The organism is Pseudonocardia kunmingensis (genome assembly GCF_006716445.1).
Taxonomy (GTDB): Bacteria; Actinomycetota; Actinomycetes; order Mycobacteriales; family Pseudonocardiaceae; genus Pseudonocardia; species Pseudonocardia kunmingensis.
This window is the reverse complement of record NZ_VFPA01000001.1, coordinates 939645-956980: the sequence shown is the minus strand read 5'-3', so window position 1 is coordinate 956980 and position 17336 is coordinate 939645. Positions and strand designations below refer to the sequence as shown.

At 74.3% G+C, this 17336-nt stretch carries 20 protein-coding genes; 9 read left to right on the top strand and 11 right to left on the bottom strand.

The genetic code is table 11. The features are described from left to right. Window positions 1-43: 43 nt before the first annotated feature. Window positions 44-877, top strand: a complete 834-nt coding sequence (locus tag FB558_RS04520) for a helix-turn-helix transcriptional regulator (RefSeq protein WP_142048387.1) — start codon at window positions 44-46, stop codon at window positions 875-877. 84 nt (window positions 878-961) lie between these two features. Here the strand turns inward: FB558_RS04520 and FB558_RS04515 are convergent, their stop codons facing one another. After that, on the bottom strand, window positions 962-1165 hold the full coding sequence (locus FB558_RS04515; RefSeq protein ID WP_142048385.1) for a hypothetical protein: 204 nt from the start codon (window positions 1163-1165) through the stop codon (window positions 962-964). Window positions 1166-1422: 257 nt separating this feature from the next. Here FB558_RS04515 and FB558_RS04510 point away from each other — a divergent pair, with 257 nt between their 5' ends. Then, window positions 1423-2610 (top strand): cytochrome P450 family protein, encoded by a 1188-nt coding sequence (locus FB558_RS04510; protein ID WP_142048383.1) that lies wholly within the window; start codon window positions 1423-1425, stop codon window positions 2608-2610. 36 nt (window positions 2611-2646) lie between these two features. Here FB558_RS04510 and FB558_RS04505 read toward each other — a convergent pair whose 3' ends face one another. Continuing rightward, a complete protein-coding gene (locus FB558_RS04505; RefSeq protein ID WP_142048381.1) occupies window positions 2647-3273 on the bottom strand; it encodes a CoA transferase subunit B in 627 nt (208 codons plus the stop codon). After that, window positions 3270-4016, bottom strand: coding sequence for a CoA transferase subunit A (locus FB558_RS04500; protein WP_142053683.1), 747 nt, complete (start codon window positions 4014-4016; stop codon window positions 3270-3272). The genes FB558_RS04505 and FB558_RS04500 overlap by 4 nt, the downstream gene beginning before the upstream one ends. A gap of 124 nt (window positions 4017-4140) precedes the next feature. On the opposite strand from FB558_RS04500, the gene pcaB reads away from it, so the two are divergent. From pcaB to FB558_RS04485, 3 genes are all read left to right on the top strand, one after another. Continuing rightward, complete coding sequence (pcaB, locus tag FB558_RS44320) at window positions 4141-5271, top strand: 3-carboxy-cis,cis-muconate cycloisomerase (protein ID WP_142048379.1); 1131 nt, start codon at window positions 4141-4143, stop codon at window positions 5269-5271. Continuing rightward, window positions 5268-6053, top strand: a complete 786-nt coding sequence (locus FB558_RS44315; RefSeq protein WP_142048377.1) for an IclR family transcriptional regulator domain-containing protein — start codon at window positions 5268-5270, stop codon at window positions 6051-6053. Before pcaB ends, FB558_RS44315 begins: the two co-directional genes overlap by 4 nt. A 350-nt stretch (window positions 6054-6403) precedes the next feature. After that, on the top strand, window positions 6404-7450 hold the full coding sequence (locus FB558_RS04485; RefSeq protein ID WP_246106247.1) for a winged helix DNA-binding domain-containing protein: 1047 nt from the start codon (window positions 6404-6406) through the stop codon (window positions 7448-7450). Window positions 7451-7459: 9 nt separating this feature from the next. Here FB558_RS04485 and FB558_RS04480 read toward each other — a convergent pair whose 3' ends face one another. Beyond that, window positions 7460-7639, bottom strand: a complete 180-nt coding sequence (locus FB558_RS04480) for a hypothetical protein (protein ID WP_142048375.1) — start codon at window positions 7637-7639, stop codon at window positions 7460-7462. An 82-nt stretch (window positions 7640-7721) separates the two neighbouring features. Between FB558_RS04480 and FB558_RS04475 the strand changes: the two genes are divergently transcribed. The 3 genes from FB558_RS04475 (at window position 7722) to FB558_RS04470 (ending at window position 10339) form a co-directional block, all read left to right on the top strand. Further along, a complete protein-coding gene (locus tag FB558_RS04475) occupies window positions 7722-8687 on the top strand; it encodes a GlxA family transcriptional regulator (RefSeq protein WP_142048373.1) in 966 nt (321 codons plus the stop codon). A gap of 88 nt (window positions 8688-8775) precedes the next feature. Further along, on the top strand, window positions 8776-8943 hold the full coding sequence (locus FB558_RS43080) for a hypothetical protein (protein WP_170231184.1): 168 nt from the start codon (window positions 8776-8778) through the stop codon (window positions 8941-8943). A gap of 25 nt (window positions 8944-8968) precedes the next feature. After that, the gene (locus FB558_RS04470; protein WP_142048371.1) at window positions 8969-10339 is read left to right on the top strand and encodes a ferredoxin--NADP reductase domain-containing protein; all 1371 of its coding nucleotides are present in this window, start codon (window positions 8969-8971) and stop codon (window positions 10337-10339) included. 47 nt (window positions 10340-10386) lie between these two features. On the opposite strand, the gene FB558_RS04465 is transcribed toward FB558_RS04470, so the two are convergent. Further along, a complete protein-coding gene (locus tag FB558_RS04465; RefSeq protein ID WP_142048369.1) occupies window positions 10387-11052 on the bottom strand; it encodes an NAD(P)-dependent oxidoreductase in 666 nt (221 codons plus the stop codon). Window positions 11053-11189: 137 nt separating this feature from the next. Next, window positions 11190-11468, bottom strand: coding sequence for a hypothetical protein (locus FB558_RS04460; protein WP_142048367.1), 279 nt, complete (start codon window positions 11466-11468; stop codon window positions 11190-11192). Window positions 11469-11687: 219 nt separating this feature from the next. Here FB558_RS04460 and FB558_RS04455 point away from each other — a divergent pair, with 219 nt between their 5' ends. Continuing rightward, window positions 11688-11963 carry an NAD-dependent epimerase/dehydratase family protein gene (locus tag FB558_RS04455; protein WP_142048365.1) on the top strand — a complete coding sequence of 92 codons (276 nt, stop codon included), beginning with the start codon at window positions 11688-11690 and terminating at the stop codon, window positions 11961-11963. Here FB558_RS04455 and FB558_RS04450 read toward each other — a convergent pair. The 5 genes from FB558_RS04450 to FB558_RS04430 form a co-directional block, all read right to left on the bottom strand. Then, complete coding sequence (locus tag FB558_RS04450; protein ID WP_142048363.1) at window positions 11947-13191, bottom strand: MFS transporter; 1245 nt, start codon at window positions 13189-13191, stop codon at window positions 11947-11949. The genes FB558_RS04455 and FB558_RS04450 overlap by 17 nt on opposite strands. Before the next feature lie 47 nt (window positions 13192-13238). Next, window positions 13239-13418 carry a hypothetical protein gene (locus FB558_RS04445; protein ID WP_094924852.1) on the bottom strand — a complete coding sequence of 60 codons (180 nt, stop codon included), beginning with the start codon at window positions 13416-13418 and terminating at the stop codon, window positions 13239-13241. 67 nt (window positions 13419-13485) lie between these two features. After that, on the bottom strand, window positions 13486-14508 hold the full coding sequence (locus tag FB558_RS04440; protein WP_142048361.1) for a TIGR03617 family F420-dependent LLM class oxidoreductase: 1023 nt from the start codon (window positions 14506-14508) through the stop codon (window positions 13486-13488). Window positions 14509-14638: 130 nt separating this feature from the next. After that, window positions 14639-15052, bottom strand: coding sequence for an STAS domain-containing protein (locus FB558_RS04435; RefSeq protein WP_170231183.1), 414 nt, complete (start codon window positions 15050-15052; stop codon window positions 14639-14641). A 343-nt stretch (window positions 15053-15395) separates the two neighbouring features. After that, complete coding sequence (locus FB558_RS04430; RefSeq protein ID WP_142048356.1) at window positions 15396-16913, bottom strand: HNH endonuclease signature motif containing protein; 1518 nt, start codon at window positions 16911-16913, stop codon at window positions 15396-15398. Window positions 16914-17336 lie beyond the last annotated feature (423 nt).

Below are 17336 nucleotides of genomic sequence, written 5' to 3'. Positions count from 1 at the left end.
GGTCCGTGGATGGGGCGGGTGCCGCCGTGCCACGCTGGTCGGCGTGAGCAGAGGTGAGCTGGCCGACTTCCTGCGCCGTCGTCGGGAGGCGTTGCGCCCGGAGCAGGTGCCGGCCCACGCCTCCGGCCGGCGGGCCCGGCGCACTCCGGGGCTGCGCCGGGAGGAGGTGGCCGAGCGGGCGGCGGTGTCCCACAGCTACTACGAGCGGCTGGAGCAGGCCCGGGGGCCGCGCCCGTCGCCGCAGGTGTTGGCCGCGCTGGGCACGGCGCTGCGGCTCACCGCGGCGGAGCGCGAGTACCTGGCGCGGTTGGCGGGGCAGACCGCACCCGGCACCGACGGGGACCGCGCGCCCGTGCCCGCCGATGCCCGCCGGATGCTGCACCGGCTCGGGCCGGTTCCGGCCTACCTGGTCGACGAGCGCGGGGACGTCGTGGCCTGGAACGCCGCGGCGGTCGCGTTGATCATCGATTTCGCCCGGCTGCCCGTCGAGGAGCGCAACACCGTGCGGCTGTCCGTCCGGCTGGGCGGCTCGCTCTGCTCGTCACCGGCGGGCGAGGAGGACGGGTTCGCCCGGCAGGCGGCCGCCGACCTCCGCGCCAGCAGCGCCCGGCGCCCGGCCGACCGCGCGCTCGGCGAGCTGGTCGACGAGTACGCCGCGCACAGCCCGCAGTTCGCCGCCGCATGGCGCAGCCACGACGTGCGGCCCGTGCCGACGCTGCGCAAACACCTGCACCACCCGGAGCTCGGCGAGCTCGAGCTGGACCGCCAGACCCTGCTGGTGCCCGGCACCGACCTGCGGCTGGTGCTCTACACCGCGGATCCCGGCAGCCCGAGCGCCACCGCACTCGCGCGGCTGGGTGCCTCCGGTACGTCGTGAGGTGAGGTCACGGACGACCGAGCAGCAGGACGTCGAGCGCTCCTCAGCGGAGTGGCGCTCGTACTGCTCGGTCGTCCGCGAGGATCAACCGGTGCGGCGCACCGGGTTGATCCGGCGGCCCTGCGCGGCGCGGGCCTGCCCCGAGGAGCCGGCGTGGACGGCTCCACTCGGGGTCTTCCGGCCCGCGCGGCCGCGACGGGCCGCCCGGTTGGCCGGCGCCGGAGCGGCGTCGGCGGGAACGGGCTCGCCGTCGACGGCGAGCAGGGACGAGAGCAACGGATCACGCAAGGGGTGCCTCCTGCAGGGGTGACGGGGCCGGCGCAGCGGAGCCGAGGCGGCTCCCGGATCGGGTCCGGGGCCGGCCGGTTGGCTGGGACGGGGGCGGCGGGGGACTGGCTCCCGGGCCGCGGTGCCGCGCGTGGCGGCCGTCTCTTACAGGCGCATGAGAGGAACGATAGGCGCGGGCGATCCGGCGCGCCACGGATTTTCCGGCGACCTCCGGCGACGTCTGTAAGCTGGTGCTTACATCGACTGCGGGAGGATCAGTGACCGCCACCCTCGAGCTCTTCGACGGCGCGTTCTGGCGCGATCCCTACCCGGCCTACGCGGCCCTGCGCGCCGACGAACCGGTGCGCGAGGTGCAGCGGCCCGACGGCACCGTGTGGCTCATCAGCCGCTACGCCGACGTCCGCGCGGCGCTCGCCGACCCGCGCCTGTCCAAGGACTGGCGCTACACGCTCCCGCCGGAGCAGCGCGCGTCGATGCCGGCGACGCCGATCCCGATGATGATCCTCATGGACCCGCCGGAGCACACCCGGCTCCGGAAGCTGGTGTCGCGCTCGTTCACCCTGCGGCGGATGGAGGAGCTGCGCCCGCGCGTGGAGGAGATCGCCGGCGAGCTGCTCGATGCGCTGCCGCCCGCGGGGCGCGTGGACCTCATGGCCGAGTACGCCTTCCTGCTGCCGGTGTTCGTGATCTGCGAGCTGCTCGGGGTGCCCAAGGAGGACCGCGACGAGTTCGCCGCGTGGTCGCGGACGATGGTCGACGAGTCGGCGCAGGGCGACGCCCAGGCCGCGTCCGCCGCGATGCACTCCTACCTCGGGAACCTCGTCGAGGCCAAGCGCGCCCGTCCCGACGGCGGCCTGCTCAGCGCGCTCGTCGAGGTGGCCGAGGACGGCGACCGGCTGTCGCAGGAGGAGCTCGTCGCGATGGGGATGATGCTGCTCATCGCCGGCCACGAGACCACCGTCAACCTCATCGGCAACGGCGTGCTCGCGCTGCTCACCCACCCCGCGCAGCGCGCGCTGCTGCAGGAGCGGCCCGACCTGCTGCCCGCGGCCGTCGAGGAGTTCCTGCGCTGGGACTCCCCGGTGCACAGCGCGCCGGTGCGGTTCGCGGCCGAGGACGTGGAGTACTCGGGCGTCACGATCCCGGCCGGCGCGGTCGTCACCCTGTCGCTGGCCGCCGCCAACCGCGACGCCGGTCGGTTCGACGACGCCGAGGAGCTGCGCGTCGACCGGGACGCGGGCGGGCACGTCGCCTTCGGGCACGGCCTGCACCACTGCCTCGGGGCGCAGCTGGCCCGCATCGAGGGTCAGGAGGCGATCGCGGCCTTGCTGGCGCGCCGGCCCGAGCTGGCGCTCGCCGTCGACGCGCAGGAGCTCGTGCACCGGCGCAGCACGCTGATCCGGGGCCTGACCGAGCTGCCGGTGGAGCTGGGCCCCGCCGCCTGAGGCTCCGACTTCACCGATGCGCGGTCCTCGGAATCCTCAGCGCAGCGGCGCTCCGGTCGCCGCGCGGACCTCGTCGGCGCTCACGCCCGGCGCCGTCTCGACCAGCGCGAGCCCGCCGTCGGTCACGTCGATCACGGCGAGGTCGGTGACGATCCGGTCGACGCAGGCGAGGCCGGTGAGCGGCAGGGTGCACTCCGGCACGATCTTGGGGGCGCCGTCGCGGGCGGTGTGCTCCATCATGACGATCACGCGGGCCGCCCCGTGGACCAGGTCCATCGCGCCGCCCATGCCTTTGATCATCTTGCCGGGCACCGCCCAGTTCGCGAGGTCGCCGCGGGCGCTGACCTGCATGGCGCCCAGCACGGCGACGTCGACGTGCCCGCCGCGGATCATGCCGAAGCTCGCTGCCGAGTCGAAGTAGGACGCCCCCGGCAGGACGGTGACGGTCTCCTTGCCCGCGTTGATCAGGTCCGGGTCGACCTCGTCCTCGCTCGGGTAGGGGCCGACGCCGAGGATGCCGTTCTCGGAGTGCAGCACCAGCGTGCGGCCGGGCGGCACGAACCCGGGGACGAGGGTGGGCATCCCGATCCCGAGGTTGACGTAGGCCCCGTCGGGCAGCTCCTCGGCCACCCGCGCGGCCAGCTGCTCCCGCGTGCGCTTCACGACCGCACCGTCCGGAACTCGACGGGCTTCGCGGCGTCGGGCACGTGCACCACCCGCTGGACGTGGACGCCGGGCGTGTGCACGGCGTCCGGGTCGAGCTCGCCGGGCTCCACGAGGTGTTCGACCTGCGCGATCGTGATCCGTCCCGCGGTGGCGCACACCGGGTTGAAGTTGCGCGCGCTGCGCCGGTAGGCGAGGTTGCCGTGCCGGTCGCCCTTCCAGGCGTGCACGAGCGCGTAGTCGGGCACGATCGCCTCCTCCAGCACGTGGCCGCGCCCGCCGAACTCGCGGACCTCCTTGCGGGGCGAGCGGACCGCCACCCCGCCGTCGGCGTCGTAGCGCCAGGGCAGCCCGCCGTCGGCCACCTGGGTGCCGACGCCCGCGGGCGTGAAGAACGCGGGGATCCCGGCGCCGCCCGCGCGCAGCCGCTCGGCGAGCGTGCCCTGCGGGGTGAGCTCGAGCTCGATCTCCCCGGCCAGGTACTGCCGCGCGAACTCCTTGTTGTTGCCCACGTAGGAGCCGATCGTGCGCCGGATGCGGCCCGCGGCGAGCAGGGTGCCGAGCCCGAACCCGTCGACGCCGAGGTTGTTGCTGATCGTCTCCAGGTTCGTGGCGCCCTGTTCGAGCAGCGCCGCGATCAGCGCCGCCGGCACGCCGGACATCCCGAACCCGCCGACGGCCAGCGACGCGCCGTCGGGCACGTCGGCGACGGCCTGCGCCGCTGTTGCGACCACCTTGTCCATCACGCCCGGCACTGTATCGAGCGGTTCGCTGTTCGCACAAGCGTTCGCAATGCGAACACGCTCGTTCGGACGAGGTCGGCCCGGGCGCGAGCCCGCGTCCCCGCGCGACGTACGGTTCCGCGTCATGGTCAGTGCGCTGTTCGACCCGGTGTTCGGGGCCGACCGGGTGGCTGCTCGCCTCGACGACGCCTCGTGGGTGGCGGCGCTCGTCGCCGTCGAGGTGGCGCTGGTGCGCGCGGCGGCCGAGCACGGTGTCGTGCCCACCGCCGACGCCGAGCGGATCGAGGCCGTCGCCGCCGGGTTGCGGGTCGACCCCGCCGCGCTGGGCCGGGCGGCCGTCGAGGGCGGCAACCCGGTGATCCCGCTGGTGCGGATGCTGCGGGCGGCGGCGGGGGAGGCGGGCGCGTCCGTCCACCCCGGTGCCACCAGCCAGGACGTCATGGACACGGCCGCGGTGCTGCTCGTCGGCTGGGCGGGCGAGGTCGTGCTCGACGACCTGCGCGGCGCCGCCGACGCCGCCGCGGCCCTCGCACAGGAGCACCGCGACACCCCGATGATCGCCCGCACGCTCGGGCAGCAGGCGCTGCCCACGACGTTCGGGCTCGTCGCGGCCGGATGGTGCACCGGCGTGGACCGCGCTCGGGCCCGGCTGGCCGAGGTGGTGGGCGCGCTGCCGGTGCAGCTCGGCGGGGCTGCCGGCACGCTCGCGGCCCTGCACCCGCACGGGCCGGCCGTTGCCGCGTCGCTCGCCCGCGCGTTGCGGCTCGCCGACGCGGCCCCGTGGCACACCGAGCGGACGCGCATCGGGGAGCTGGCCGGCGCGCTCGCGGTCGCCGCGGGAGCCTGCGCCAAGCCGGCCACCGACGTGGTGCTGCTCGCCGGCACCGAGCTGGGGGAGGTGTCGGAGGCGGCGCCCGGCGACTCGTCGTCGATGCCGCACAAGCGCAACCCGATCGCCGCGGTCACCGCCCGCGCGGCCGCGCGCCGGGCGCCCGGGCTCGCGGCCGTGCTGCTCGCCGCGGCCGACCACGAGCACCAGCGCGCCGCCGGGCCGTGGCACGCCGAGTGGCAGACCCTCGACGAGCTGCTGCGCGCCGCAGGCGGCGCCGCGGCGCGGCTGCGCACGTCGCTGGAAGGACTGCAGGTCCACCCCGAGCGGATGGCCGCGAACCTCGCCCTGCCCCCGGTGGGCGCCGCGGCGCCCGGCCACGCGGGCGAACTGGTCGACCGGCTGCTCGCCGAGCGGGTGCGGTGAGCGCCGGGGACGGCGCGGACGGACCGGCACCGCGCAGCGAGCACGTCCGGTCGCTGGACCGGGGTCTCGCCGTGATCAGGGCGTTCGACGCCGAGCACCCGGAGCAGAGCCTCAGCGACGTCGCCCGGCGCACCGGCCTGACCCGGGCCGCCGCCCGCCGCTTCCTGCTGACCCTCGCCGAGCTCGGCTACGTCCGCACCGACGGGAAGCTGTTCGCGCTGACGCCCCGCGTGCTCGAGCTCGGCTACGCCTACCTGTCCAGCCTCTCGCTCCCCGAGGTCGCCGCACCGCACCTGGAGGCGCTGGTGCGGGAGGTGCAGGAGTCCGCCTCGGTGTCGGTGCTCGACGGTGCCGACGTCGTGTACGTCGCGCGCGTCCCGACGTCCCGGATCATGACCGTGGCGATCACGATCGGCACGCGGCTACCCGCCTTCGCGACGTCGATGGGCCGGGTGCTGCTGGCCGCCCTCCCGCCCGACGAGCGAGCACGGCTCCTGTCCACCGCCCCGGCCCGGCCGTTGACCGAACGCACGATCACCGACCCGGACGCCCTCGGGCGCGAGCTGGACGCCGTCCGGGAGGCCGGCTACTGCGTCGTCGACCAGGAGCTGGAGCTCGGGCTCCGCTCGATCTCGGTGCCCGTCCGCGACCGGAACGGTGAGGTCGTCGCCGCCGCGAACGTCAGCACCAGGGCGGGCTCGCGCGACGTCGTCCGCGACGTCCTCCCGGCCCTGCGGGCCTGCGCCGCCGCCATCACCGCAGACCTCGCCGCAGGCGCCTGACCCCGCGAGCCTCCCGCCCACCCACCGCGAGCCCCCCGCCGCCACCGCGAGTCTCCCGTTGGGACAGCGCGAGTCTCCCGTCCGAACAGCGCGAGTCTCCCGTCCGGACAGCGCGAGTCTCCCGTCGGGACAGCGCGAGTCTCCCGTTCGGGCCGGGCGAGTCTCCGTCCGGACAGCGCGAGTCTCCCGTCCGGGCCGGAGGCCTCGGGGCCCCTCGCGCGGGGGTGAGGGAATGTCGATATGCGGGACTCGCCGTGTCGAGATGGGGGACTCGCCGTGTCGAGATGGGGGACTCGCCGTGTCGGGGTGGGGGACTCGCGGTGTCGGGGGTGGGCGGCAGACTTCGCCGCATGGTCGAGCGCGTGCTGTCCACCCGGGAGCTCAACCGCGCCTTGCTGGCGAGGCAGCTGCTCCTGGAGCGCTCCACGGCCGGGCCGGAGCGGGTCGTCGAGCAGGTGGCGGGGCTGCAGACGCAGTACGCCCCCTCGGGGTACGTCGGCCTGTGGTCGCGCCTTGCCGGGTTCCGGCGCGACGTGCTCACCGAGGCGCTGCTCGACGGGCGCATCGTGCAGGCCTGGATGATGCGCTGCACCATCCACATGGTCGCGGCGGGTGACTACTGGCCGTTCACGGAGGCGGTGCGGGAGGCGCGCCGGGAGTGGTGGCGGCGGGTGAGCCCGCTGCCGGCGCAGTGCGACATGACGGCGGTCGCGGCGGCGGTGCGGGGCCACCTCGTCGACGGCCCGCTCAAGCAGGCCGAGATCCAGAAGCGGCTCGTCGCCGACGGCTTCCCCCGCGAGGTCTGGCCCGGCGTGCAGCTGTGGCTCGATCTCGTGCGCGTGCCGCCCGCAGGAACGTGGGGCACTCCGCGCGCCCACGTGTACGGGCTCGCCGAACGGACGGTGCCGCACGAGGCGGTCGACCCCGAGGTGGCCGCGGAGCTGCTCGCAGGCCGCTACCTGCGGGCCTTCGGTCCGGCCGCGGCGGGCGACCTCGCCTCGTTCTGCGGCTGGAGCGTCACGGCGGCGCGCGCCGTCCTCGCCCGCATGGAGCTGCGCCGCTTCCGGGGCGAGTCGGGCGCCGAGCTGGTCGACGTGCCGGACGCGCCGCTCCCGGCCGCCGACACGCCCGCGCCGGTGCGGTTCCTCGGTCAGTGGGACGCCAACCTGCTGGTGCACGTGCGGCGGGCGCAGATCCTCCCCGAGGAGCACCGCCCGCGCGTCTTCGCCCGGAACATCCCGCAGTCGGTGCCCACGTTCCTCGTCGACGGGCAGGTGGCCGGCACCTGGCGCCTCGTCGACGGGGCGGTGCGCTGCGAACCGTTCCACCCGCTGCCCGCCTCCGCAGGCCGGGAACTGGCCGAGGAGGCGGAGCGGTTGGCGGCGTTCCACGCCTGAGCGGCGGGTTCAGATCGGAGGGAGTTCCGCGCGCGAGTCGGGCAGGGCGCGCAGCTCGGCGAGTTGTCGCGCCCGGTCGCGGTCCTTCTCCACGGTGGGGAGGTCGAGGTCGGGCAGGCGGGCCGGGCGCACGATCGACAGGGTCACGAGCGCGGCGACGACGAGCAGGAGGACGATCGCTGAAGTCATGGCACGAAGTCTTCGCCCGCCAACTTACTGCCACCAGTGGCGGAACTGACCACTGCTGTAAAAATCCTGCCATACTCGGGTCATGCTCCGTTCCATCGCCGTGCTCGTCCTCCCGCAGGTCTCGCCGTTCGAGTTCGGCACGATCTGCGAGGTCTTCGGCATCGACCGCACCGCCGAGGGGCTGCCCCCGTTCGAGCTGCGCGTGTGCGGGCCCGAGGCCGGGGTGCCGATACCGAGCACCGTCGGGTGCGAGGTGGTGCCGGAGTACGGGCTCGAGGGGCTGCGCGGCGCCGACCTGGTCGCGGTGTCGGCCACCCGACTCCGCGAGTTCCCCGACGACGTGGTCGACGCCGTGCGGGAGGCCGCCGCGTCGGGGAGCACGATGCTCGGCGTGTGCTCGGGCGCGTTCGTGCTCGGCGCGGCGGGGCTGCTCGACGACCGGCCGTGCACCGCGCACTGGATGAACGTGGACGATCTGCGGCAGCGGTTCCCACGGGCCCGCATCGATCCGGACGTGCTGTTCGTCGACGACGGCGACCTCGTCACCAGCGCCGGCACGGCCGCGGGCATCGACGCGTGCCTGCACGTCGTGCGCCGGGAGCTGGGCAGCGCGGCGGTCAACGTGATCGCACGCCGCATGGTGGTGCCCCCGCAGCGCGACGGCGGGCAGCGGCAGTTCGTGGAGCAGCCGGTACCGCACTGCCGCGCCGACGGGCTCGCCCCGGTGCTGGACTGGGTCGTGGAGAACCTGGAGATCGAGCACTCGGTCTCCGACCTGGCGCGACGCGCGCGGATGTCCGACCGCAGCTTCGCCCGCCGCTTCGTCGCCGAGACCGGCACCACCCCGCACCGTTGGCTCACCCTGCAGCGGGTGCTGCGCGCCCAGCGGTTGCTGGAGGACACCGATCTCGGCATCGACGAGGTGGCCCAGCGCTGCGGCTTCGGCAGCGGCGCGCTGCTGCGCCACCACTTCCGCAAGGTCGTCGGGGTGGCCCCGGCCGACTTCCGGCGCACCTTCGCCACGCGCACGGCGCTGGCCGGGAGCTGACGCGCCCGCGCCGCTTCACCGACGGACTTCCGCCGGGGGCCACTAGGGTCGGTGGGGTGACCGAGGGCACGGGCACCGACGGCGGCGGATGCGCCGCGCCCGCCCGCCGCCCGCTGCCGGGCGCCTCGGCGTCCCCGTCTCCCCGCGCCGCACCACCGGCGCCCACCGCCGACCGCTGCGCACGGTCGGCCCGCAGGCGGGAGGGGGTGACCTGCACCCCCGGGCGGCGCCTGCCGCCCGTCCCTTCCCGGACTGACCTCCCCCACCACAGGAGATGACACATGCAGCAGCGACCTGCCCGGGTCGCGGTGATCGGAGCGGGCCCCTCCGGGCTGTACGCCGCCGCCGCGCTGCTGACCTCCGGGGAGCCGGTGAGCGTCGAGGTGCTCGACCGGCTGCCCGCCCCGTACGGCCTCGTGCGCTACGGCGTGGCCCCCGACCACGTGAAGATGAAGTCGGTCATCCGCGTCCTGCAGCAACCGTTCGAACGGGGGCGCGGCGAGCTCCCCGCCGTCGAGTTCCTCGGCGGCGTCCACGTCGGCGACGGCGGCATCCCGCTCGAGGTGCTGCGCGAGCACGTCCACGCGGTCGTGCACGCCACCGGCAGCTCGGTGGACCGCGCGCTGGGCGTCCCCGGCGAGGACCTGACCGGTTCGCTGGGCTCGGGCGCGTTCGTCAGCTGGTACTGCGGCCACCCCGACCGGACCGGGCTGCGGCCGCTGCTCGACCACCCGGGCGTCGCCGTGGTCGGCGCCGGCAACGTCGCGCTGGACGTCGCGCGCGTGCTCGCCAAGTCCGCCGACGAGATGGCGGCCACGGACGTGCCCGATCCGGTGCTCGACGTCCTGCGCACGAGCGCGGTCCGCGACATCCACGTGCTGGTCCGGCGCGGCCCGCAGCACGTGCGGTTCACGCCGGCCGAGCTGCGCCAGATCGGCGAGCTGGCCGACGCCGACGTCCTCGTGCACGACGACGGCCTGCTCGCGGCGGGCGTCGAGGAGCCGGAGGACCGGCGCCACCGGCAGATGCTCGACCTGCTGGCGGAGTGGTCGGCGACGGCGCCGACCGGCCGGAGCCGGCGGATCCACCTGCGCTTCCTGCGCTCCCCGGTGCGGATCCTCGGCACGGGGGGCCGGGTGAGCGGCGTGGTCGTCGAGCGCAACGAGATCGTCGACGGCCGCGTGACCGGCACCGGTGAGCAGGAGACGATCGACGTCGGGCTGGTCGTGCGGGCGATCGGCTACGACGCCGAGCCGATCCCCGGCCTGCCGTTCGACGCCGCCACCGGCACGGTCCCGAACGAGGGGGGCCGCGTGGTGCGGGACGGCGTGCCGGTGCCCGGGGCCTACGTCACGGGCTGGATCAAGCGCGGGCCGACCGGCGTGATCGGCACCAACAAGGCGGACGCGGTGGAGACCGTCGCCGCGCTCCTGGAGGACCTGCCCGGCCTACCCGCCCCGGCGCACCCCGAGCCGGCCGCGCTGCGGGCCGCGCTGACCGCCCACGGGGTGCGGCCGGTGGACTGGTCGGCGTGGCTGCGCCTGGACGCCGAGGAGGTGCGGCGCGGCGGGCTGCGCGGCGCCGAGCGGGTGAAGGTCGCGGAGCTGAGCGAGATGCTCGACGCCGCGCACCGCGCGTGCACCGGCCCGTGAGTGGTTGCGGTCGTGAGTGGCCGACCATGATGGGCTCCTGTCGGAGCTCAGTAGGCGGCGGCGATCGCACGGCCGAACGTCGACCGTTCCCCGAGTGCTCGGAGCATGAGATGCGCGGCGTCGGCGCGGGAGAGGCGTACGCCGCGTCGGACGTTGCGTTCGACGGCGGTGCGGTACCGACCGGTCAGGGCCGAGTTCGTCAAGTACGGCGTGCGCAGCGCGGTCCAGGCGAAGCCGCTGGCACGGAGGAGGTCCTCCATCTTCGCGACGTCGACGAAGTGTGAGCCGACGGCGAGTCGCGCCAGCGGTGTGGCGAAGTACTGGTTGTAGAGACCGGCTCCGGGTTCGCGCTTGGGCGGGTGGGGCCGGGCCGGTGTGGCGGCGGTCGACACCCCGGCGCCGCTGATCGCGATGATGCGGCGGCAGCCGGTGTCCTGCATCGCCGCGAGGATCGCCTCGGTGCCCGTGGAGACGACTCCGTACTCGTGCCTGCCCCGCGGTCCCAGGCAGGACAGGACCGCGTCGGCCCCCTCCACAGCGGACCGCAGAGCCGCGGGGTCGGGGCGTGCGAGGTCCACCGCGACAGCGGAAACATCGCGGTCGACGTTCTGCGGGTTGCGCACGGCAGCGGTGACCGCGTGCCCGGCAGCGAGCGCCTGGTCGACGACGTGGCAACCGATGCCGCCGGTTGCCCCGACGATCGTGAGGTGCATGGGCGCTCTCCATACGATGGTCAGATAATACAGAACTCAGACAATACGAGAACCGTATGGCTCTGCCGACGTGATGTCAACGGATGGACAGGCCCCGGGCGGGTCCGTCGAGCTCCGCGTGCGCGCGGGTCGGGCCGTCAGCAGGGTTCGACGGAGACGACCGCCGGGACCGCGCCGAGGCGGTCGGCGAAGCCGGCGCACTCCGCGGCGGTGAGGGAGACCGTGCAGGTCACCGAGCTGTACGGGACCCCGTCACGGACCTCGACGGTGAACTCCCGCACGGGGAAGCCGCCGGCGCGCAGGGCCGAGGCGATGTCGAGGACGCCCTGCATGCCACCGGTGGTGACGATCTCGTGGCGGCGCTGCAGGCGCGGGGCCCAGGTGGCGCGGGGGGATTGGTGGTCGAGAACGCTCATCGTTCGGCTCCAGTTCCACGGAGGGTGGGGGCCGAGCCAGGCCTCGGGTGCGTGGGGGAGCGCGGCGCGCCGGCGGCCTGGTTCAGCCGACGCGCGGCACTACGGCCGCGGCGAGGGCGAGGGCGTTGCGCATGACATGAGGATAACGCGCATCACACCCGGCGGGTGCGCCGACCCGCCCCTCCCGGGTGAGAAGCAACGGGGAGGACGACCGTCGCCGTGACCGGCAGCAGCGGGAAGCTCGGGCGCCACGTGGTGCGCCACCTGCAGGAACACGGCTACCGGGTGGTCGCGCTCGCGCCGGGGCTCACCACGGACGTGTTCGTGATCGCCAACGCCGACAGCGTGATGTCGCGGCCCAGCGTGGATCTGGCCGCCGAGGTCTACCCGGGCGTGCCGGTCACCCGGGAGCTCGGCGAGCACGAGACGATGCTGTCGATCGACAAGGCCCGCCGCGTGCTGGGCTACGAGCCCCGGTTCAGCCGGCGGGGGTAGGGCCGATCGGGAGCGGGTCGGCCACGTCGAGCAGTGCCGGCGTGAAGCGCCGCCACGCCAGCGCGGTCAGCACGACCATGCCGGCGAACGCGATCCAGAACGGCGCCGTGATCCCCATGCCGCGCGCCACGAGGCCGCCGCCGAGCGCGCCCAGCGCGGCCCCACCCACGGAGAACAGGAAGTACCCGCTGTTGACGCGCCCGCGCAGCGCGTCGGGCACCACGCGCTGGCGCCAGGACACCGAGAGGATGCCCCAGAGGCTGGCGTGCGCACCGAACACGACCATGGTCGCGACCGCGACCCACGGCACCCGGGCGAGTGCGAGCGACAGGTGGGTGCAGGTCTCGATCACCAGGCCGGCGCGCAGCAGCAGGGCGGTGCCGAACCGCTCCTGCAGACGTGCCGCGGCGAGGGTGCCGGCGATGCCGCCGACGGCGCTCGCGGCGAGCAGCAGCCCGAACCCGATCTCGTCGAGGCCGAGCCGCTCACGGGCGTAGAGCACGAGGATCGCGAACGCCCCGACGAGCGTGACGTTCATCAGGCACAGGCACACCGCGAGCATGCGCAGCACCGGGTGGCCGAGCAGCGCGCGCATGCCGGTGGCGATGTCCTGGCGCACCGGGCGGTGCGGCTGGTCGCTCACCGGCCGGAACCGCCCCCGCAGCGTGGCCAGGAGCAGTGCCGCGACGAGGAAGGTGACCGCGTTGAGCCCGAACGGCCACGCCGCCGCGAGGACGAACAGGGCGGCGCCCAGCGGCGGCGCGACCAGGTGGTTGCCCACGAGCTGCACACCCATCAGGCGCGCGTTCGCCCTCGGCAGCTGCGCCGCGGGGACGACGGCGGGCAACAGCGCCGTGCTCGCGTTGTCCGCGAGCGTCTCCATCGCGCCGACGACGAACAGCGCGCCGTAGACGAGCGCGACCGTCGCGCTGCCGGTCGCGACGGCCACGGCGAGCCCGCCGATCACCGCCGCGCGCACGAGGTTGACGAGCACGATGACGCGCCGCCGGTCCAGCCGGTCGACGTACACGCCGGCCGGCAGGGCGAACAGCAGCCAGGGCAGCTGCTGCACGAACATCGCGCCGGCCACGAGCGCCGGGTCCGACGTCAGCGACGCGAGCAGCAGCGGGCCCGCCGCGAGCGCCACCCCGTCCCCCACGTTGGAGACGGCGGCAGCCGCCCACAACCGGCCGAACGCCGATCCGAGCGGTTCGCCCCGAGCCCTCATCGGGCCAGGATCGCGTCAGCCGGCGCCGGCCGACAACGGGATTCGGCTCAGCGGCGGGTGCGCCGCCGGTAGGTCACCTGCCGCGACCCGACGCCGGCGAAGTACAGCGCGAGGCACAGCAGTCCGGCGGTGACGAGCAGCGAGCTCGTGATCACCTGGACGGAGATCCCGGCGAGCTCGAAGAGGAGGGCGAGACCGAACAGGACGGCAGCGACGACAGCGAGCATGGGAGTCCTTCCGCAGGTCCGATGAGGACCTGTTCCCCCTGTCGGGTGATCCCAACCGGCGGACGCCTCACCCCCGCCGCAGCACCTCCGCCGCCGGCGCGAACAGGGCGTCCTCGTGCGGGTAGGGGGCGTAGAAGGTGAAGCGGTCGGCGATCCCGCCGAACCGGGCGAGCAGGGCGTCGCCGAGCCGGTCCGGTTCCGCCACCACGGCGAAGGTGGCCAGCACCTCGTCGTCGACGAGCTCGCCCATCCGCCGCCACCGGTCGGGGTCGGTGCCGCGGGAGAGCCGGTTGAGCTCGACGCCGAGCTCACCCCACCCGTGCAGCTCCAGGACCGGGCGGTAGGCCGGGGTGCTGCCGTAGAAGGCGATCTGCTCGCGCACACCCCGTGCCGCGGCGGCCATCTCCTCCTCGCTCGTGCCGGAAACGACGAAGCCGGACAGCGCGATCGAGAAGTCCGCGCGGGAACGCCCGCTCGCGGCGATCCCCCCTTCCAGCACCGGCAGCGTGTGCTCGCGCAGGTAGCGCTCGGTGGTGAAGGCGTGCGGCAGCAGCCCGTCGCAGACCTCGCCCGCCACGCGCGTCATCTGGTCGCCGACGGCGGCGAGGTACACGGCGGGCGGCCCGTAGGCGCTGGGTGCGGGCGTGAAGAACGGCGTCATCAGGGTGTGGGAGTAGAACTCGCCGCGGAACGCCAGCCGCTCGCCGTCGTTCCAGGCCGACCAGATCGCGCGCAGGGCCTGGACGTACTCGCGCATGCGTCGCGCCGGGTGGCTCCACGGCATCGCGAAACGGCGCTCGACGTGCGGCTTGACCTGGCTGCCCAGCCCGAGCAGGAAGCGCCCTTCCGAGTGCACCTGCAGGTCGTGCGCGACGTAGGCGGTGCTCATCGGGTTGCGGGCGAAGGCGACCGCGATTGCGGTGCCCATGGCCACCCGCGAGGTGTGCTCGGCCACGGGCATCAGCGGCAGGAACGGGTCGTGCGGGCCCTCGAAGCTCCACAGCCCGTCGACGCCCGCGGCCTCACGTTCGCGTGCCTCGCCGGCGATCTCCGCCAGCCCGGTGCCCCGCAGCATCGCATCGACCTTCATGGGCCCTCCGTCGCCATCGTCGTGTCCGGCTCGCCGCGGTAGCCCGCGGGCGGCGTGGCCGTGTGCGCCGACGCCGCGGACATCGTCGCGGGGCGCTGCGGTGCGGGGAAGGGGCGGAGTCGCGTGGGCGTCAGCCGGTGCGCGGCTGTTGCAGCGCGGCCCGGGGCCGGGGGATGAGCCGGTCGGGGAGGCGTTCCGCCGCGGCGCCGGAGACGGCGCCGGCCACGTCCTGGTGCACCCGCCACTGCTGGTGCAGCCCGAGCAGCGACACCACCCGCCACGCCGCTCCAGGGCGGGGGCACACCAGGTGGGCCGCGCCGCCGCGAGCCTCGATGGTCCCGACGGCGAGCTCCACGCAGTGGACACCCGCCGCGGCGAAGAACCGGACGCCGCTGAGGTCGACCACCACCGTGTGCGCCCCGGCGCCCACCGCGCGGTCGAGGGCGTCGGCCAGCTGGGCGCGGGTGCCCGTGTCGACGTCACCGGCAACCCGGACGGCGACGTACCCGTCGCCCGGGTGGCAGCTGACCTCGGCTCGAAACACCCTGACCGTTCCTCTCCTCGACACCGTGGGGCACCCAGGGTGACCCGGCACACACTCCAGGTCAATCCCCTGGTTGTGATCAACGGCTCTGATGCACCCGGTCGTGACAGGCGCCGTGAGCACCGGGAACGGGTCGCGACGCTCCGATCACCCCGGTGAGCCGCCGCCCGTCGGGGACGACGGTGAGGGCGGCCGGCGCTGCCGGGGCACGGCGGCGCCGGGCGGGACGCACGTCCTCGGCCAGGCACCTGGTGGGACGACCGAGGTCCGGCACCGACCGCCGCCGCGCCGGTGGGGTGGCCCGATGACGTGCTCGAGTCAGTCGGCGCGTGGGAAAGCCGTTTCAGTGATTCCGCCGCGGCCTCTGCTGCGGATCGATCCATTTCGGGGGTATGAACTCCGGTCGCCCGTCCCGCATCCGGACGGTCCATCCGGAATGGTGGATCAGGCGGTGGTGCGCCTTGCACAACATCACCAGGTTGCACAGCACGGTGTGGCCGTCGTGTTCCCATTCGAGGATGTGGTGGATTTCGCACCAAGCAGGCGGACGATCACACCCCGGGTGGGCGCATCCCCGGTCCCGGGCGGTGACCGCCCGGCGTAGCCCGTCGGGGATGACGCGGGTCGAACGGCCGACGTCCAAGGGCTGTCCGGCGCCGTTCATGACGATCGGGACGACGGCGGCGTCGCAGGCCAGCATCCGCAGTGACTCGGGGGTGAGGGTGCCGCCGAAGTCCAGCATCGCCGACCGCGCCCGCTGCTCCAGGTCCTCCAGCCGGATGATCACGTTCAACTGCGGGCGGCGCCCGCCGGTCTCAGGCAGGGTGTCGGCCTCGCCGTGGGCGAGGACATACCCGCAGGCATCGGCGAGTGCTTCGGCCTGGCGTTGTGCGGTGGGGCGCTGGTCATCCTTGCCGAGCGGCTTCGAGTTCGCGTCGATGACGGTGGCGATGGCGTCGAACATGGCGGCGTCGTCGATCTGGGCGGTGATCTTCCCGCCGGATCCGCCGCGGTGACGGCGCAGGTGCAGTGTGTTGACCGGGGCGGGTGGGGTGTCGTCGGGTTCGGGGCCGTCGTCGTCGAGGGCTTCGATCAGCTGGGCGCCGAGGTTGCGCAGTTGCGTGGGCCGGTACTCGCCGGCCAGGGCGGCGAGTTGTTCTTCCAGCCCGCCGCGTTGGCTGTCGGTGAGCCGCCCCGCCGCCGGGGTGTTCAGCAGGCCGGCGATGACCTCGACGTGACGCAGACCGGCCTGCCCGGCGGCGAACGCCTTCGCGGTGGCCGGCAACCGGGCCGCGACGATGGTGCCGTCCAGCCCGATCTGCTCGCACGCCTGCTCCGCGGCGACGACCCGGCGGTGCGCCTCGAACCGGTCACAGCCCAGTAGGTCGGTCAACGCGCCGGTGGTGTCCCGATACCCGCGTTCGGTGAAGGTCCCGCGCCGTTGCAGGGCGGCGGTGGTGGCGACGGTGAGGTGCTCCAGCTGTCGTGACAGTCCTTCGCTGACCGTCAGCACCGACAACAACTCGGGATCGGAGGTCAGGCCGGATTCCGCGGCCTGCCGCAATTCGTCCAGCGCCTGTTGGAGGTGCTGGTGTGCGGCGGCGACTGCGGACATGCCCCTGAGTTTAGTCGAACATGTTTTCGAACGCAGGTGGCGTTCGGGTGGTTTGTGTTTGCGATAGTGAATGCTGCGGCTGTTGATTGGGTGGCTGCGTGCCGGGATATTCGTTGTCTCCGCGACTTCTGTGGGCGGGCCGTTCCCGGCTCGATGCCACTGCCGTCCGCCTCGGCCCGGGTCTTCGGCGCAGTCGGCCGGTTCGGCTCGACCCCGCCCGTCGGCGGGATGGCCGGGTTGGTGCAACTACCGAATATTGTGGCCGGCCGGGCGGCCGTCCCCGACATGGCCCAGGCCTGTTCGGACGAGTCCGTCCCTGCCGGGTGGGTGGGCACCTGGCTGTGGTCCCGTTGCACCCCGTCCTAGTGATCATCGGACGGCTTCGGGGCCCTCCAGGCGCTCTTGGTCGGCGGAAACGGGACATGTACTGCAGGGGTGCGGCTGAAGTCCCTGGTTCGCTGATCAAGGGCGGGCCGAAGGGGTTCGGAACGGCACCACAGCCGGTGGAGTGGCACCCGGCGGCCCGTGATTCCTCGATGATCGCCGGTTCGGCGCGTTCCCGGGCGGATTCCACCCGTGTTCGCGCCGACTTCGCGATCAAGGGCGGGCCCCTGCTCGCGCTGGTGGCCCGGTGTCGGCGGCCAGAGGCCTGTCCAGTGAGACACTCGT

Excerpts from the sequence above, each read along its gene's own strand:
- FB558_RS04500 (WP_142053683.1), bottom strand. The coding sequence starts at position 4,016 with ATGGACAAGGTGGTCGCAACAGCGGCGCAGGCCGTCGCCGACGTGCCC.
- pcaB (WP_142048379.1), top strand. The coding sequence starts at position 4,141 with ATGGTCAGTGCGCTGTTCGACCCGGTGTTCGGGGCCGACCGGGTGGCT.
- FB558_RS04485 (WP_246106247.1), top strand. The coding sequence starts at position 6,404 with ATGGTCGAGCGCGTGCTGTCCACCCGGGAGCTCAACCGCGCCTTGCTG.
- FB558_RS04480 (WP_142048375.1), bottom strand. The coding sequence starts at position 7,639 with ATGACTTCAGCGATCGTCCTCCTGCTCGTCGTCGCCGCGCTCGTGACC.
- FB558_RS04475 (WP_142048373.1), top strand. The coding sequence starts at position 7,722 with ATGCTCCGTTCCATCGCCGTGCTCGTCCTCCCGCAGGTCTCGCCGTTC.
- FB558_RS43080 (WP_170231184.1), top strand. The coding sequence starts at position 8,776 with ATGCGCCGCGCCCGCCCGCCGCCCGCTGCCGGGCGCCTCGGCGTCCCC.
- FB558_RS04470 (WP_142048371.1), top strand. The coding sequence starts at position 8,969 with ATGCAGCAGCGACCTGCCCGGGTCGCGGTGATCGGAGCGGGCCCCTCC.
- FB558_RS04465 (WP_142048369.1), bottom strand. The coding sequence starts at position 11,052 with ATGCACCTCACGATCGTCGGGGCAACCGGCGGCATCGGTTGCCACGTC.
- FB558_RS04460 (WP_142048367.1), bottom strand. The coding sequence starts at position 11,468 with ATGAGCGTTCTCGACCACCAATCCCCCCGCGCCACCTGGGCCCCGCGC.
- FB558_RS04450 (WP_142048363.1), bottom strand. The coding sequence starts at position 13,191 with ATGAGGGCTCGGGGCGAACCGCTCGGATCGGCGTTCGGCCGGTTGTGG.
- FB558_RS04445 (WP_094924852.1), bottom strand. The coding sequence starts at position 13,418 with ATGCTCGCTGTCGTCGCTGCCGTCCTGTTCGGTCTCGCCCTCCTCTTC.
- FB558_RS04440 (WP_142048361.1), bottom strand. The coding sequence starts at position 14,508 with ATGAAGGTCGATGCGATGCTGCGGGGCACCGGGCTGGCGGAGATCGCC.